Source organism: Micromonospora sp. DT81.3, assembly GCF_049847225.1.
Taxonomy (GTDB): Bacteria; Actinomycetota; Actinomycetes; order Actinomycetales; family Microbacteriaceae; genus Microbacterium.
In genome coordinates this window covers 12360-27810 of record NZ_JBNCNY010000007.1, presented here as the reverse complement: position 1 = coordinate 27810, position 15451 = coordinate 12360, and the positions used below count along the sequence as shown (strand labels likewise).

At 70.8% G+C, this 15451-nt stretch carries 14 protein-coding genes; 11 read left to right on the top strand and 3 right to left on the bottom strand.

Going from position 1 to position 15451, the window contains the following annotated elements; translation table 11 throughout:
- The first annotated feature begins 165 nt into the window (after positions 1-165).
- Genes uraD through pucL form a run of 3 tightly spaced genes read left to right on the top strand, consistent with a single transcriptional unit; the run spans position 166 to position 1969 of the window.
- Positions 166-687, top strand: coding sequence for a 2-oxo-4-hydroxy-4-carboxy-5-ureidoimidazoline decarboxylase (uraD, locus tag ACPW96_RS15920; RefSeq protein WP_425884243.1), 522 nt, complete (start codon positions 166-168; stop codon positions 685-687).
- The gene (uraH, locus tag ACPW96_RS15915; RefSeq protein WP_425822095.1) at positions 684-1049 is read left to right on the top strand and encodes a hydroxyisourate hydrolase; all 366 of its coding nucleotides are present in this window, start codon (positions 684-686) and stop codon (positions 1047-1049) included. The genes uraD and uraH overlap by 4 nt, the downstream gene beginning before the upstream one ends.
- Before the next feature lie 2 nt (positions 1050-1051).
- Positions 1052-1969, top strand: a complete 918-nt coding sequence (gene pucL / locus ACPW96_RS15910) for a factor-independent urate hydroxylase (RefSeq protein WP_425884241.1) — start codon at positions 1052-1054, stop codon at positions 1967-1969.
- Between the two features lie 51 nt (positions 1970-2020).
- Here pucL and ACPW96_RS15905 read toward each other — a convergent pair whose 3' ends face one another.
- Together ACPW96_RS15905 and ACPW96_RS15900 are read right to left on the bottom strand one after the other, a co-directional pair.
- The gene (locus ACPW96_RS15905) at positions 2021-2773 is read right to left on the bottom strand and encodes a DedA family protein (RefSeq protein ID WP_425884239.1); all 753 of its coding nucleotides are present in this window, start codon (positions 2771-2773) and stop codon (positions 2021-2023) included.
- 81 nt (positions 2774-2854) lie between these two features.
- Positions 2855-4408 (bottom strand): nucleobase:cation symporter-2 family protein, encoded by a 1554-nt coding sequence (locus tag ACPW96_RS15900; protein WP_425822101.1) that lies wholly within the window; start codon positions 4406-4408, stop codon positions 2855-2857.
- Positions 4409-4605: 197 nt separating this feature from the next.
- Between ACPW96_RS15900 and ACPW96_RS15895 the strand changes: the two genes are divergently transcribed.
- Positions 4606-5997 (top strand): amidohydrolase family protein, encoded by a 1392-nt coding sequence (locus ACPW96_RS15895; protein ID WP_425884237.1) that lies wholly within the window; start codon positions 4606-4608, stop codon positions 5995-5997.
- A gap of 118 nt (positions 5998-6115) precedes the next feature.
- Here ACPW96_RS15895 and ACPW96_RS15890 read toward each other — a convergent pair whose 3' ends face one another.
- The gene (locus ACPW96_RS15890; RefSeq protein WP_425822105.1) at positions 6116-6643 is read right to left on the bottom strand and encodes an adenine phosphoribosyltransferase; all 528 of its coding nucleotides are present in this window, start codon (positions 6641-6643) and stop codon (positions 6116-6118) included.
- 109 nt (positions 6644-6752) lie between these two features.
- On the opposite strand from ACPW96_RS15890, the gene ACPW96_RS15885 reads away from it, so the two are divergent.
- The 7 genes from ACPW96_RS15885 (at position 6753) to ACPW96_RS15855 (ending at position 15451) form a co-directional block, all read left to right on the top strand.
- Entirely contained in the window at positions 6753-8441 is a 1689-nt protein-coding gene (locus ACPW96_RS15885) for a glycoside hydrolase family 13 protein (protein ID WP_425822332.1), read from the top strand.
- A 51-nt stretch (positions 8442-8492) separates the two neighbouring features.
- On the top strand, positions 8493-9512 hold the full coding sequence (locus ACPW96_RS15880; RefSeq protein ID WP_425884236.1) for a LacI family DNA-binding transcriptional regulator: 1020 nt from the start codon (positions 8493-8495) through the stop codon (positions 9510-9512).
- A 224-nt stretch (positions 9513-9736) separates the two neighbouring features.
- Entirely contained in the window at positions 9737-10963 is a 1227-nt protein-coding gene (locus ACPW96_RS15875; protein ID WP_425884234.1) for an amidohydrolase, read from the top strand.
- Positions 10964-10973: 10 nt separating this feature from the next.
- Positions 10974-11903 (top strand): esterase/lipase family protein, encoded by a 930-nt coding sequence (locus tag ACPW96_RS15870; protein ID WP_425884233.1) that lies wholly within the window; start codon positions 10974-10976, stop codon positions 11901-11903.
- 221 nt (positions 11904-12124) lie between these two features.
- Entirely contained in the window at positions 12125-14557 is a 2433-nt protein-coding gene (gene purL, locus ACPW96_RS15865; RefSeq protein ID WP_425884232.1) for a phosphoribosylformylglycinamidine synthase subunit PurL, read from the top strand.
- Between the two features lie 4 nt (positions 14558-14561).
- Entirely contained in the window at positions 14562-14693 is a 132-nt protein-coding gene (locus ACPW96_RS15860; protein ID WP_425822338.1) for a hypothetical protein, read from the top strand.
- A 77-nt stretch (positions 14694-14770) separates the two neighbouring features.
- Positions 14771-15451 carry a hypothetical protein gene (locus tag ACPW96_RS15855; RefSeq protein WP_425822115.1) on the top strand — a complete coding sequence of 227 codons (681 nt, stop codon included), beginning with the start codon at positions 14771-14773 and terminating at the stop codon, positions 15449-15451.

Sequence of the window (15451 nt, the reverse complement as noted above, 5' to 3'; positions counted from 1 at the left end):
GGGGAACGGCGACGGTGGCGTCCTGCGGCCACGCTATTCCCGGTGCGGAGGCCCCCGATTTCGGCCGTGTAACGGGTTTGTGACCTCTCGAGCCCGCGGCGGTACCGCGTTTTCACACGGGCGAAACGCCGGAGGGGTACGGTCGCATCACGGAAGGCGGTCGGCATGCACCTCGAGCAGTTCAACGCAGCGGATGCCGCGGACGCGGCCGTCGTGGTGCGGCTCTGGGCCGATATCCCCTGGTGGATCGGAGCCATCCTGTCGGGCCGGCCGTATGCCGACGTGGACACGCTCGCAGCCCGCGCCGCGGCGCTGGCGGCGCGCTGGAACGCCGCCGACCTGGAGACGGCGCTCGCACACCACCCGCGCATCGGCGAGCGCCCGAGCGGAGTCGGCGCCCACGCCGCAGCATCCCGTCGTGAGCAGTCGTCGATGGATGCCGCTGCCTCCGATGTCGCGGCCCGCATCGCCGCCGGCAACGAGGCCTACGAGCGCCGGTTCGGCCGGGTGTTCCTCATCCGGGCCGCCGGGCGTTCGCCCGAGCAGATGCTGGGCGAGCTGGAGCGACGGCTCCGCAACGACCCGTCGACCGAGCAGCGCGAGGCGCTCGGGCAGCTGGCGGAGATCGCGGTGCTGCGGCTGCGCTCGAGCCTCGATGACATCCCGATCACGAAGGCGGCCTCATGACCTCCCACCTCACCACCCACGTGCTCGACGCCGCCACGGGCGCCCCCGCCGAGGGCATCGACGTCGTTCTCGCCGCGGCATCCGCAGCCGCCGTGCTCGCCGAAGCGCGCGGTTCGGTGCTCGCCCACGGCCGCACCGACGCCGACGGGCGCCTCGCCCTCGGGCCGGAGCGGCTGCCGGCGGGGGACTACATGCTGACGTTCCTCACCGGCGAGTACTTCGCGGCGCGAAAGGTGCCGACGTTCTACCCCTACATCACCGTGACCTTCATCGTCGAGGTCGCGGACGACGGTTCCAGCCGCCACTACCACGTTCCGTTGCTGCTCAGCCCGTTCGCCTACTCGACCTACAGGGGGAGTTAGCCATGAGTGATGTGTCCGTCAGCCTCGGCGCCAACAAGTACGGCAAGGCAGAGAACAGGGTCGTACGGGTCCTGCGCGACACCGCCCGGCACGAGATCGCCGATCTGAACGTCACGTCGCAGCTGCGGGGAGCGGCGCTCACCGACTCCTACCTGCAGGGCGACAATGCGCTGGTGGTCGCCACGGACACGCAGAAGAACACCATCTACGCGTTCGCCAAGGAACACGGCATCCCCTCGCCGGAGCAGTTCCTGCTGCGGCTCTCGGAGCACTTCGTGCGCGAGTTCGAGTGGATCGAGGGCGGCCTCTGGCAGGCCGAGCAGTACGAGTGGGAGCGGATCGTCGTCGATGGTTCGCCCCACGACCATTCGTTCGTGCGCAAGGGCCAGGGCACGCGCCTGGCGACGGTGCAGGTGGTGGATGCCGCGACCCACGTCACGGGCGGCGTGAAGGACCTCGTGGTGCTGAAGACCACCGGCAGCGAATTCGCCGGCTTCCCCCGCGACCGCTACACGACCCTGGTCGAGACGGACGACCGGGTGATGGCGACCTCGGTCACGGCGCGCTGGCGGTACCTGCCGGAGGCGGTCGAGGCGGGGATCGATTACAACGGGCTGTACGCAGAGGTGCAGCAGGTGCTGCTCGAGACGTTCGCCACCGTGCACTCCCTCGCGCTGCAGCAGACGCTGTGGGAGATGGGCAAGGCGGCGATCCAGGCACGCCCCGAACTCGCGGAGGTGCGCTTCGCGATGCCGAACAAGCACCACTTCGTGTACGACCTCGCGCCGTTCGGCCTCGAGAACCCCGGCGAGGTGTTCTACGCTGCGGACCGCCCGTACGGCCTGATCGAGGGGACCGTGGTGCGCGACGGCGCTGCGCCGGCAGCCCGTGCGTGGCTCGACATCCCGACGTCGATCTGACCCCGGTCGCCGCAGGCGGAGCAGCCGGCGCGGTCGTGGCGTAGATGCGTGTCAGTTCGCCAGGTCGTCGATCGCCGGGGTGTCTCCGCGTCCACGCCCGCGGCGCGACGGCGCGGCTTCTCGGACACGGCGGATGATGAGCACCGCGACTCCCAGCGCGAGGGCCCCGTACACGACGTAGTCGAGGTAGGACAGGTACCCCTCGAGCCGCTCGTGCTGGGTGCCGAGCGCGGCGCCCACGCCGATCAGCAGCGCGTTCCACGCGCCGCTGCCGATGATCGTGTAGAGGCTGAACCGGAACAGGTTCATCCGCGAGGCCCCGGCCGGCAGCGAGATCAGGCTCCGCACCCCGGGTACGAGCCTGCCGACCAGCACGGTCCAGCTGCCACTGCGGCCGAACCACTCGGCTCCTCGTTCGAGGTCCGATCGACTGACGAGGCGCGTCGCGGCCAGCCACTGCACGGCACGATGCATGCCGATCGCCGAGCCCAGCCAGTACATGAGCAGCGCGCCGATCCAGGATGCCAGTGTGGCCCAGAACACGAGCCACCCGAGGTTGAGGTCGCCGCTCTGGCTGAGGTACCCCGCGAACGGGAGGATCACTTCGCTGGGGAGCGGGGGGATCAGCACCTCGATGAAGACGAGCACGCCGACGCCGAAGTCGCCGAGGGCGGTGAGGACGTCGGCGGCGAACCCGGTCAGTCCGGTGAAGCCGTGCGCGGAGGTGGAAGCGGAGGCGGTGGAAGAAGTGGAGGCGGAGAAGGCAGTGGAGGCGTCGGTGGCAGTGGCAGTCGTGGCACTCATGAGGTCAGTCCCTGTCGTTGTCATCGCGCCCGATCCTAAGAGACCCGGATGGACCGAACCTGAAGGGAGCGTGGCCGGCGCTCAGGACTTGCCACCTCCCGGATGCTCGGGATCGACCCTCGACACGTCGACGGGCACGCCGTCGCCGACCTGTTCGGCGGCCAGCTCCTCGCCGAGCACCTGCGCCGGGATGAGACCGGTGCCCTCGGCATCCGGATGCACGAGAGCCGCCGCGGCCGGTCCCCGCACCGCGTCGTGCGCCCCGATCTTCGGATCGTCGGCGTGAGCGCGCCTCATCTCCTCGGAGTTCAGCAGCAGGTTCAGCAGGATGGCGGCGATCGCGCCCGCGCTGATCCCCGAGTCGAAGATGAGCGTGAACCACTGCGGGAACTGGTCGTAGATCGTCGGCGCCACTGTGGGCAGCAGGGCGACGCCCACCGAGATCGCGACGATGAGCACGTTGCTGTTGTTGAACCGGACCTTCGAGAGCGTGCGGATGCCGGATGCCGCGACCATCCCGAAGAGCGCGATGCCGGCGCCGCCGAGCACCGCCCGGGGCACGCCCTCCACCAGCGCCGAGATCTTCGGAATGAGACCGAGCACGACCAGGATGACGCCGGCCGCCGTGGCGACCCAGCGGGACTTCACGCCGGTGAGCGACACCAGTCCGACGTTCTGCGCGAACGCCGTGTACGGGAAGGTGTTGAAGATCCCTCCGATGACGGTGCCCAGGCCGTCGGCCCGGAGGCCGTCGGCGAGCTGTCGCCGCCCGACGGGCTTCTCGACGATCTCGCCGACCGCGATCATGTCGCCGGTCGTCTCGGTCATGATCACGATTCCGACGATCAGCATCGACACGATCGACGCCACCTGGAACGTCGGCAGGCCGAAGTGGAACGGGGTGATCAAGGCGAACCACTCTGCCTCCGCGACGCCGGACCAGTCGACCATCCCCGGCACCAGCAGAGCGAGCACCGTGCCGAGCACGAGTCCGAGCAGCACCGACACCCGCTTCAGGGCCGGGGGCGCGAAGCGCTCGATGAGCACGATGAGCAGCAGAGTCCCGAACGCGAAGGCGACGTTGATCGGCGGGGCGCCCTCCTCCGCTCCGTCGACGATCCAGCCGGCCGCAACGCGCATCAGCGTGAGGCCGATGATCAGGATGACGGTGCCCGTGACGATCGGCGGGAAGAAGCGCAGCAGCTGCGAGAAGAACGGGGCGATGAGGATCATGAAGAGGCCGCACGCGATCGTGGCCCCGAAGACCGCCTGGATGCCCTCGCTCTGGCCGATCGCGATCATCGGACCCACCGCGGCGAACGTGACACCCTGCATCAGCGGCAGCCGCACGCCGAAGCGCCAGAACCCGACGGACTGGATGATCGTGGCGATCCCGGCGACGAAGAGGTCGGCGCTGATCAGGAAGGCGAGGTCGGCCGAGGAGTATCCCAGGGCCCCGCCGACGATGAGCGGTACCGCCACCGCGCCGGCGTACATCGCGAGCACGTGCTGAAGACCGAGGGGGAAGAGACGAGCAAGCGGAGGTATCCCGTCGACCGTGTTCCCGTTGCGCCGCTCGGCCTTCGCGGCCTTGCGCTCGGCGCCCGTCTTCTCCGTCACATCCGATGCCGCCATCCGCCCACTCCCGCCGTCGAGGTCCGGCCGTCCGCGTCCGTCCCATTGCCTGGCCTGCAGGCTAAGCTCGCGGCGAGCGGTGAGACCAGGGGATGCCAGCACTGTTTACGACCGCGTTACGCGCCCGCAACGCCCGGGCCGAAGACTCGAGTCCGGGCTGCTCCGGATGCGGGTGACCACGCCACCGAGGAGATGCCGTGACGATCTACCGCGGCCACCTGATCCACGTGGCCGGCAGCCCGACCCTCGCCCGGGCTCCCGAGACCCTCGTCTCGATCCCGGACGGCGCGCTCGCCGTCGACGGGACGGGGCGCATCCGGTACTCCGGCGCGTGGGACGCGATCCCGGCTGAACTGGCTCTCGATGATGTCGTGCTGACGGGCGGCTGCCTCCTGCCGGGGTTCGTCGACACGCACCTGCACTTCCCCCAGACGTTCACCACGGATGCCTTCGGGGGCGGGGAGCTGCTCGAGTGGCTCGAGCGCTGCGTGTTCCCCGCCGAGTCGCGGCTGTCCGATCCGGTCTTCGCCGACCTGGTCGCCGCCGAGTTCGTGCGCCGACGCATCGCTGTCGGCACGACATCCGCCCTCGTCTTCGGCTCGGCGTTCCCCGCCGCGCAGGACGCCCTCTTCCGCCGCGGCCTCGCGGCCGGCCTCCGCACGGTGAGCGGCCGGGGCATCCAGACGGTGGGTCCGGCGAGCGCCGCTCCGCTGCTCACGAGCGAGGATGCCGCGATCGGGCTCGCCCGCGACGAGATCGCCCGCTGGCACGGCCAGGATCCGACCGGCCTCGCGGCCGACCCTCGCGCGGCGCTCGCTCAGGTCGCCGTCGTCCCGCGCTTCAGCCTCGCCGTCACGACCGAGACCCTGTCCGCCCTCGGAGACCTGTACGCCGACGTGCGCGGCGACGGCGTCTACTTCCACTCGCATCTGAACGAGAACGATCGGCGCGGGGACGGCGAGATCCAGGCGGTGCGCGACCTCTACGGCGTCGAGTGCTACCTCGACACCTACGACGGGCGCTTCCTGGCCGGCTCACGTCGGGGCGGCGAGAGCCTGCTCGGCCGGCGCAGCATCCTCGCCCATGCCGTGCACTGCCACGACCGCGAACTGGAGCGACTCGCCGAGACGGGCTCATCCATCGCGCACTGCCCGACGTCGCAGCTCTTCCTGGGCAGCGGCACGATGCCCTGGCGGCGCACCGTCGCGTCGGGGACCAACATCTCGATCGGCACCGACATCGGTGCGGGGGACGAGTGGCTGATCCCGCGGGTGCTGAACGACTGCTACAAGGTGCACATGAGCGAGACGGGGACGGATGCCGAGGCGCTGCATCCCGCGCAGCTGCTGTTCCTCGGCACCCTCGCCGGTGCCCGCGCGCTCGATCAGGAATCATCCATCGGCAATCTCGACGCCGGCAAGGAGGCGGACTTCCTGGTCGTGGATGCGGGGGCGCAGCCCGGCCTCTCCGAGGCGCTCGCCGCCGCGGCGGAGCGCGGCCCGGCGTCGCACCTGTTCACCCTGCTGATGGGCATGCGCGAGCAGGCGGTGGACCAGGTGTTCGTCCGCGGCTCCCGGGTCGTCGCCTGACGCGACGGGCAGGTGAGTGAGGATCCGACCCCGAGAGAGGATCGGTCCCCGAGCCTGTCGAGGGGTCGACGCTTCGACAGGCTCAGCGACCGTGTGAGGGCTGAGCGACCGTCCGTCGTCAGGCCGTGAACACGGCGCGCACCGGCGCGCCGACCGCCGCCCGCCCGTCCAGCGCGGCGATCTCGAGCACCACGGCCGTGCCGACGACCTCCCACCCCAGCGCGGAGCCGATCTCGTGGGCGGCCCGGATGGTTCCGCCGGTCGCCAGCACGTCGTCGAGGATCAGCACCCGCGAACCGGCGGGCAGGTCACCGCGGTGGGCCTCGATGGTCGCCGTGCCGTACTCGAGGGCGTACTCGGCCGACACCCTCTCACGGGGCAGTTTGCCGGCCTTGCGGATCGGCACCAGCCCGACATCCGCCGCCCTCGACGCCGCCCCGGCGAGCACGAACCCGCGGGCCTCGATGCCGGCGACGGCGTCGAACCGCCCGTGGAACGGCGCCAGGAGCGCATCGATGACGGCGCGGAAAGCCGCGGCATCCGCGAAGAGCGGCGTCAGGTCGCGGAACACGATGCCGGGCTCAGGATAGTCCGGGATCGAGGCGATCAGGGTCTGCGCTCGGGACAGCGCGGAGGGTTCGTCCATGCCGGTCACCCTAGCGAGACACTGCGCGGCGTGCCGGTTCCGGGAGCGTCACCGGGGCACCGCGGAAGGGGAGTGCAAGCGTTTGCAGTACCCTGGTCGCATGACTTTGATGCACGAGGCGATGATCGAGCGCGCGCTCTCCACGACCGGGTCGTTCCCCGGCGCGGAGTGGTGGCGCTCCGCCGTCATCTACCAGATCTACCCCCGCTCCTTCGCGGACGCGAACGGCGACGGGATCGGCGACCTTCCCGGAGTGACGAGCCGTCTCGACTCGCTCCAGCGTCTCGGTGTGGACGCCATCTGGCTGAGCCCGTTCATGACCTCGCCCCAGAAGGATGCCGGCTACGACGTCGCCGACTACTGCGATGTGGATCCGCTCTTCGGCACGCTGGAGGACTTCGACGACCTGCTCGCGGCCGCCCACGCCCGCGGTATCCGGGTCATCGTCGACCTCGTCCCCAACCACTCGAGCGACCAGCACGTCTGGTTCCAGGAGGCCCTCGCCGCCGGCCCCGGCAGTCCGGAGCGCGCCCGCTACATCTTCCGCGACGGGAAGGGGGAGAACGGCGAGCTGCCCCCGAACAACTGGGAGTCGGTCTTCGGCGGACCCCAGTGGACCCGCACGACCAACCCCGACGGCACGCCGGGCCAGTGGTACCTGCACATTTTCGACACGACGCAGCCCGACTTCGACTGGTCGAATCCGGTCGTCTGGGAGGAGTTCCGCCGCATCCTGCGCTTCTGGCTCGACCGGGGCGTCGACGGCTTCCGCGTCGACGTGGCGCACGGCCTGATGAAGGCCGATGGACTCCCCGACTACACCCCGCCGGCGGATGCCGCGTCCATGGGCGGCGACGAGGCGGACGTGCCGTACTGGGGTCAGGACAGCGTGCACGAGGTGTACCGCGACTGGCACAAGGTGATGGCCGAATACGACGGCGACCGGGCGCTCTGCGCCGAGGCGTGGCTTCCGACGATCGAGAAGACGGCCCGGTGGGTGCGCCCCGACGAGATGCACCAGGCCTTCAACTTCACGTACCTCGAGACGCCGTGGGATCCCGACGCCCTCCGCGCCGTGATCGACGACTCGATCCGCGGCTTCGCGGCGGTCGGTGCGCCGAGCACCTGGGTGCTCTCGAACCACGATGTCGTACGGCACGCCTCTCGGCTCGCTCTGACGGCCGAGAACCCGCAGGGCCACGGCATCGGCCCCGACTCTCCGGGCAAGCCGATCGCCGACGTCGGCCTTCGCCGCGCTCGCGCCGCCACGAGCCTGATGCTCGCGCTGCCGGGTTCCGCCTACCTCTACCAGGGTGAGGAGCTCGGCCTGCCCGAGGTCATCGACCTCCCGGACGACGCGCGCCAGGATCCGACGTGGTTCCGCACGCAGGGCGAGCGGTACGGGCGCGACGGATGCCGGGTGCCGCTCCCCTGGACCGCCGACGGCGTCGGGCACGGCTTCAGTGACACCGGCGCCTCCTGGCTGCCGCAGCCCGCCGAGTGGGCGGCCTTCGCCCGCGACGTGCAGCAGGCCGACCCGGACTCGACGCTCAACCTCTACACCCGTCTGCTCGAACTGCGCGCGCGCTTCTCCCTCGGGCACGGCGAACTGGAATGGCTCGACGGCTACGGCCCGGATGTCATCGCCTTCCGCCGCGGAGGGCTGTATGTTGTGGCGAACCTCGGCGACAACCCGGTCGACGTGGGTGGCGAGGACGTGCAGGTCCTCGCGCAGAGCGAGCCGTTCGCCGGAACGGTCGTGCCGACCGACACGACCGTCTGGTTCGAGCGGGTCTGATCCCGATCCGGCGCGGCCCCGCAGAGGAGCCCGACAGGAAGCAGCGACACCGTGGTGAGCATCGATGAAGTGGCCCGCCTCGCGGGGGTCTCCACCGCCACGGTCTCGCGCGCCCTGAGCGGTCGGGGACACGTCTCCGCGGCCACCCGCGCGCGGGTCCAAGCCGCGACGGAGAGCCTCGGCTACGTCGTCTCGGCCTCGGCGTCGAGCCTCGCGTCCGGCCGCACGCGCAACATCGGCGTGCTCGTGCCGTTCCTCGACCGGTGGTTCTTCAGCACAGTGCTGAACGGCGTCGCGTCGGCGCTGATGCGCCGCGGGTACGACATCACGCTCTACAACCTCACGGCCGATGCCGACGTGCGGCGCAGCATCTTCGAGACCTTCCTGCGCCGCCAGCGCGTCGACGGCGTCATCGCCGTCTCGATCGAACTCGGTCCCGAAGAGACCGCCCGCCTGAGCGAACTCGACCTGCCCGTGATCGCGATCGGCGGCCCCAACCCGCGCCTCTCGACCCTCACGGTCGACGACGTGGCCGTCGCGCGGCTCGCCACCGAGCACCTGCTCGCGCTCGGACACCGCGACATCGCGCACATCGGCGCCAACCCGCAGTTCGACCTGGACTTCCACATCCCGACCCACCGCCGTCAGGGCTTCGAGCAGGCGATGGCGGATGCCGGCATCCCGGCCCGCCCCGCGCTGTACGAGCCGGCCGACTTCACGATCGAGGGCGGATTCCGCGCCGCGAAGCAGCTGCTCGGCCGACCGGGCCCGCGGCCGACGGCGATCTTCGCGGCTTCGGACGAGATGGCGATCGGCGCGCTGCTCGCCGCCCGCGAGCTGGGATACCGGGTGCCGGAGGACCTCTCCATCATCGGCATCGACGGCCACGAGCTCGGGGAGTTCTTCCGCCTCACGACCGTCGACCAGTTCCCCCTCGGGCAGGGCGAACGAGCGGCCGACGCGATCCTCGACGAACTCGAGCGCGGCGACGCCGCCCCCGTGGAGCACGCCCCGGGTGAGCTGCCGTACGAGCTCGTGGTGCGCGGCACCACGGCCCGCCACGACGGCTGACCCGGCCTTCCGACCCCGGGTTCAGGGGCCCGGGTTTCGCGGGCGCCTCCCTTCTCTCGGCGCCCGGGCTCCGGGGGCCCTTGCATCCCTGGTTCGGGGCGCCTCACGATCTTTGGGGCGCAACTGCTGCGCCCCAAAGAGACTCGTACGCCCCAAACCGCGCGAAGGGGTCCTGGCGGAGGCCCCCAGCCGGCCGGACCGGGAGCGCGATTAGGCTCGGACGCATGACCATCGACCTCGAGGCCCTGTACATCGACCTGCACCGGCATCCGGAACTCTCCTTCCAGGAGACGCGCACCGCCGGCATCGCCGCGCAGCACATGCGCGACCTCGGGCTCGAAGTGATCGAGGGCCTCGGGGTCACCGGAGTGGCCGCCGTGCTTCCAAACGGCGAAGGCCCCGTCGTGTGGCTGCGCGCCGACATGGATGCCCTGCCGGTGGCCGAGCGCACGGGTCTGGACTACGCGAGCATCGCGCATGGGCGCGATCCGGCCGGCAACGAGGTCCCCGTCATGCACGCGTGCGGCCACGACATGCACGTGAGCGCCCTGGTCGGCGCGATCGAGCGGCTGGTGGAGACCCGGGACCAGTGGACGGGCACGGTCGTCGCGATCTTCCAGCCGGCCGAGGAATACGGCGCCGGGTCGCAGGCGATGATCGCCGACGCCCTGCTCGAGCGCGTCCCCCGCCCCGACGTCGTGCTCGGCCAGCACGTGACCCCGCTGCCCACCGGCACGATCGGCGTACGGCCCGGCACCCAGATGGCCGCCTCGGATGGCCTCACGGTCATGCTCTACGGGCGCGGCGGGCATGGCTCCCGTCCGCACTCGACGATCGATCCCATCGTGCTCGCCGCGGCCACGGTCATGAGGCTGCAGACGATCGTCTCGCGCGAGGTCGATCCTCGCGACGTCGCGGTGGTCACCGTCGGCTCGATGCACGCCGGGCTGAAGAACAACATCATCCCGGCCGAGGCGAAGCTCGAACTCAGCCTGCGGTACCCCGACGATGAGGCACGCGACCGCATCCTCGCCAAGGTGGAGCGCATCGTGAACGCCGAGGCCGCGGCATCCGGCGTGGAGACGCCCCCCACGATCACGACCGACCACTCGCTGCCCCCGACGATCAACGACGCCGACGCCACCGCGCGGCTGACCGCGGCGTTCGACGGGGCCTTCGGCGAGGGCACGGTTCTCGATCCGGGCATGTTCACCGGAAGCGAGGACGTCTCGTGGTTCGCCACCGAGGCAGGCGTTCCGCTCGTGTTCTGGTTCTGGGGAGGCGTCGACTCGGAGGCATTCGCGAAGGCCACCGCCGCCGGCACCGTCGACCGCGACGTCCCGACGAATCATTCGCCGTTCTACGCCCCGGTGCTGCAGCCGACGCTGGACAACGGCGTGGCGAACCTCGTGGTGGCTGCCCGCGAATGGCTGGCCGACAAGGCCTCGTAGACTGCCGCACATGTCGGGCACCTCAGCTTCCGCGCGAGAAGATGACACGGCGGATGTCGCCGCAGACCACGCGGAGGTCGCGGAAGCCGACGCTCGGGCCACGGCGGACGGCAAGGCGGATGCCGAACCGCCGTCGCGCCTCGCGCGCGCGTGGTGGTGGGCGTCCGACTACGTCTACGCGGCGCGGCGGCAGCTGTCGATCCTCGCGCCGCCATGGACGATCGGCCGTCCTCGCCCGGAACCCGGCGGCTGGCGTCGTGGCTCGCCCGACCTCCCGGAGATCATCCTGCTCCCGGGCGTATACGAGCACTGGACGTTCATGCGCCCGCTCGGCGACGCCCTGAGCCAGGCAGGACACCGCGTCACCGTGGTGCACGGACTGGGCGTCAACCGCCGAGGTGTCGTCGAGACGTCGGAGCGCCTGGGCCGCGCGCTCGCCAAGAAGCGACCCGCCCCCGCCGGCCGCGTGATCGTGGCGCACAGCAAGGGCGGACTGATCGGCAAGCATCTGCTCATCTCCTCCGGAGCCGCCACGGCGGCGGCGGCGCAGGCGGTCACCGGCGGCGACCCCGCAGAGGCGGCGGCGAGCGCACCCGCTCCGGATGCCGCGTCCACCGACGCGCGGCCGCTGGGCCTGCTCGGGCTCGTGGCGGTGTGCACGCCGTTCAAGGGATCGCGCCTCGCGCGCTACCTCGTCGATCCGAGCGTGCGGGCCATGCTGCCCAACGACGAGACCATCGTCACCCTCGGCCGCGACTCATCCGTCAACGGCCGAATCGTCTCGGTGTTCGGCGGCTACGACCCGCACATCCCCGACGGCAGCATGCTGGAGGGAGCCACCAACGTGCAGGTGCCCGCCGTCGGGCACTTCGCTGTGCTGGCCGCGCGGGCGACCCACCTGGCCGTGCTCGACGGCGTCCGGATGCTCTCGACCCGCTGACCCCCCGTCCCCCGCCCCTGAGCCCCTGAGCCCCCGCGCCCGTCGTCCCCCCCGTGCCCCCGAGCCGAAAGGACGCAACCTGCTGCTCCCAGGCATGCTGAGCCGCCGATTGCGTCCTTTCGCGATGGAAGGGGGAGGGGCTCGGGGCTCACGGGGAGCGGCCGGGAGGCCCCGGATAGGATGGGAGGGTCCGGCCCCCCGCGATCTTGGAGTTCAGCCGCGTGACACTTTCCACCCCGAACGCCGCTGCCGCGGCATCCGCCCACAAGCTTGACGCCGCCGCTGCCGCGGCATCCGCCCAGAAGCTTGACGCCGCCGCCGCGGCATCCGCTCGCAAGCTCGCCGATACCGTCGAGAACGCCGAGGCGACCCCCGAACGGGATCAGCCGTATGCGGCGCTGGGCCTCAAGCCCGACGAGTACGCGAGCATCCGCGAGATCCTGGGTCGGCGCCCGACGAGCGGCGAGCTGGCCATGTACTCCGTGATGTGGTCGGAGCACTGCTCGTACAAGTCGAGCAAGATCTTTCTCCGTCAGTTCGGCGAGAAGGTCAGCCCCAAGATGCGCGAGAAGCTCATGGTCGGCATGGGCCAGAACGCGGGCGTGGTGGATGTCGGTGAGGGCTGGGCTGTGACCTTCAAGGTCGAATCGCACAACCACCCGAGCTACATCGAGCCGTTCCAGGGCGCTGCGACCGGCGTCGGCGGCATCGTGCGCGACATCATCTCGATGGGCGCCCGCCCCGTTGCGGTCATGGACCAGCTGCGCTTCGGGGCGATCGATGACCCCGACACCGCCCGCGTCGTCCATGGCGTGGTCAGCGGCATCTCGTTCTACGGCAACTGCCTCGGCCTGCCCAACATCGGCGGTGAGACGGTGTTCGACGCGGTCTACCAGGGCAACCCGCTCGTCAACGCCCTGGCCGTCGGCGTGATGCGCCACGAGGACATCAAGCTCGCCAACGCGAGCGGCGCCGGCAACCAGGTCGTGCTGTTCGGTGCCCGCACCGGCGGCGACGGGATCGGCGGCGCATCCATCCTCGCGTCCGACACGTTCGCCGACGGCGGTCCCACCAAGCGCCCCGCCGTGCAGGTGGGCGACCCCTTCGCCGAGAAGGTGCTCATCGAGTGCTGCCTCGAGCTGTACCGCGATGACCTCGTCGAGGCGATCCAGGATCTCGGTGCGGCCGGCATCTCGTGCGCCACGTCGGAGCTCGCCGCCAACGGCGGATCGGGCATGAAGGTCGACCTCGAGAAGGTGCTGCTGCGCGACCCCAGCCTGACGCCCGAAGAGATCCTGATGTCGGAGTCCCAGGAGCGCATGATGGCGATCGTGGCGCCCGAGAAACTCGACGCGTTCCTCGCCGTCACGGCGAAGTGGGATGTCGAGACGAGCGTGCTCGGCGAGGTCACCGGCGACGGACGCCTGGTCATCCACTGGCACGGCGAGGAGATCGTGAACGTCGATCCGTCGACGGTCGCGGTCGACGGTCCTGTATACGAGCGCCCGGTCGCCTACCCCGACTGGATCGACGCCCTGCGCGAGGACTCGGCGAGCGCGCTGCCCCGCACGGATGACGCCGACACCCTGCGCGCGCAGTTCGCGCAGCTGCTCTCCAGCCCCAACCTGGCCGACACGTCGTGGGTGACCAACCAGTACGACTACTACGTCATGGGCAACACGGCCCTCTCCTTCCCGGACGATGCCGGCATGATCCGCGTCGACGAGCAGTCCGGGCTGGGTTTCGCCATCGCGACCGACTGCAACGGGCGCTTCTGCCAGCTCGACCCCTACGAGGGCGCCAAGCTCGCCCTCGCGGAGGCGTATCGAAACGTCGCGGTGACCGGCGCGATCCCGACGGCCGTCACGGACTGCCTGAACTTCGGCAGCCCCGAGAACCCCGACGTGATGTGGCAGTTCCAGCGCGCGGTCGAGGGCCTCTCGGACGGATGCCTCGAGCTCGAGATCCCGGTCACCGGCGGCAACGTCTCGTTCTACAACCAGACAGGCGACACCCCGATCTTCCCGACTCCCGTCGTCGGCGTGCTCGGCATCATCGATGACGTGGCCCGGCGCGTTCCGAGCGGATGGCAGGACCCCGGCGAGAACATCTACCTGCTCGGCGTGACCTCGACCGAGCTGAGCGGCTCGGCCTGGGCCGGCACCGTGCACGGGCACCTCGGAGGGCGGCCGCCGAAGGTCGACCTCGCCGGCGAGAAGCGGCTCGCGGAGCTGCTGCGCGCGGGAGCGGAGCAGTCGCTCATCTCCAGCGCACACGACCTCTCTGACGGCGGTCTCGGCCAGGCACTTGCCGAGGGCGTGCTGCGCTTCGGCGTCGGCGCACGCGTGTGGTTGCGCGAGATCATGGAGCGCGACGGGGTGGATGCCGCATCCGCGCTCTTCTCCGAGTCCACCGGCCGCGTGATCGTGACCGTGCCGCGCGAGGACGACGTGAAGTTCCGCGGGCTCTGCGACGGTCGCGGCTACCCGGTGCTGCGCATCGGTGTGACGGACACCCCGCCGTCCGGCGAGAGCGTGCTCGAGGTGCAGGGACTTTTCACTGTGCCGCTCTCCGAGCTGCGCGAACTGTCCACCGCGACGCTTCCGGCCGCCTTCGGCCCGACGGTGTCCGAGCCGTCGCCGACCCTAGACTGAACGGGTGATGGACGAAGACGAATCCGTATACTCCGACGCCCGCCAGAAGCGCATCCGGGTGGTGGCCTGGGTGGTCATCGCTTCACTCGTGCTCGTCGGCGGCGGAGCGACGGTCTTCGCCCTGCTCTTCGGCTGACGACGGCCGCGTCGGCGACTTCCTGAGCACTTGCCCGAACCCCGGCACGGCGCAACGCGCGCGGTTACCATGTCGGTATGGAGCCGGTCTTCGCGCTGTTCGAGGCCTGGTGGTGGGCAGCCCCCGCCACCGTCGGGCTCGGTGTCGCCTCCTACAGCGCCTTGACCGCCGGACGTCGCCGCCAGCGCCGCCTCGAAGTCGACGCAGCACGGCGGGAGGTGACCGCGGCCCATGCGGCGATCGTGGTGGCGCGCGCGGAAGCTCGTGCCGCGCACGCCCGGATGCTGACCGCACAGGCGGAGACCGGAACGTGGCTGCCCGGCTTCCTCTCCGCGCCCGAGGCGCACCGCGAGCTGCAGGCCGCCAGGCGCGCGCAGCGAGCCGCGGTGACGACCCTTCGTGCCAAGCGCATGGCCGTGAGTGCGGCGCGTGCGCGCATGGCCGCCGCGACGCGGGATCCCTCTGCCGCTCCGCTCGCCGCGCTGATGACCCGGCACGACGCCGTGACGGCACGCTGGCTCGACTACGAGACGGATGTCGCGAAGCTCATCGCCTTCCCGCAGATGACCGACGCCCGGCATCCGAGCACCGCGGCCTTCCTCGTGCGCCGCGCGGAGGCATCCCGCCTGCGCCCCGCTTCGGCGCGCGCACGCGTGACCACGGTGGAGTTCGCGACCTACCGGGATGCGGTCCACGCCCTGGAGGCGGCCTTCGGAGTCGCGGAACAGGACGCGCGTCGGTCGGTTCCACGCGGATAG

Excerpts from the sequence above, each read along its gene's own strand:
- ACPW96_RS15890 (WP_425822105.1), bottom strand. The coding sequence starts at position 6,643 with ATGGACGAACCCTCCGCGCTGTCCCGAGCGCAGACCCTGATCGCCTCG.
- ACPW96_RS15905 (WP_425884239.1), bottom strand. The coding sequence starts at position 2,773 with ATGAGTGCCACGACTGCCACTGCCACCGACGCCTCCACTGCCTTCTCC.
- ACPW96_RS15870 (WP_425884233.1), top strand. The coding sequence starts at position 10,974 with ATGTCGGGCACCTCAGCTTCCGCGCGAGAAGATGACACGGCGGATGTC.
- ACPW96_RS15855 (WP_425822115.1), top strand. The coding sequence starts at position 14,771 with ATGGAGCCGGTCTTCGCGCTGTTCGAGGCCTGGTGGTGGGCAGCCCCC.
- ACPW96_RS15885 (WP_425822332.1), top strand. The coding sequence starts at position 6,753 with ATGCACGAGGCGATGATCGAGCGCGCGCTCTCCACGACCGGGTCGTTC.
- uraH (WP_425822095.1), top strand. The coding sequence starts at position 684 with ATGACCTCCCACCTCACCACCCACGTGCTCGACGCCGCCACGGGCGCC.
- pucL (WP_425884241.1), top strand. The coding sequence starts at position 1,052 with ATGAGTGATGTGTCCGTCAGCCTCGGCGCCAACAAGTACGGCAAGGCA.
- uraD (WP_425884243.1), top strand. The coding sequence starts at position 166 with ATGCACCTCGAGCAGTTCAACGCAGCGGATGCCGCGGACGCGGCCGTC.
- ACPW96_RS15875 (WP_425884234.1), top strand. The coding sequence starts at position 9,737 with ATGACCATCGACCTCGAGGCCCTGTACATCGACCTGCACCGGCATCCG.
- ACPW96_RS15900 (WP_425822101.1), bottom strand. The coding sequence starts at position 4,408 with ATGGCGGCATCGGATGTGACGGAGAAGACGGGCGCCGAGCGCAAGGCC.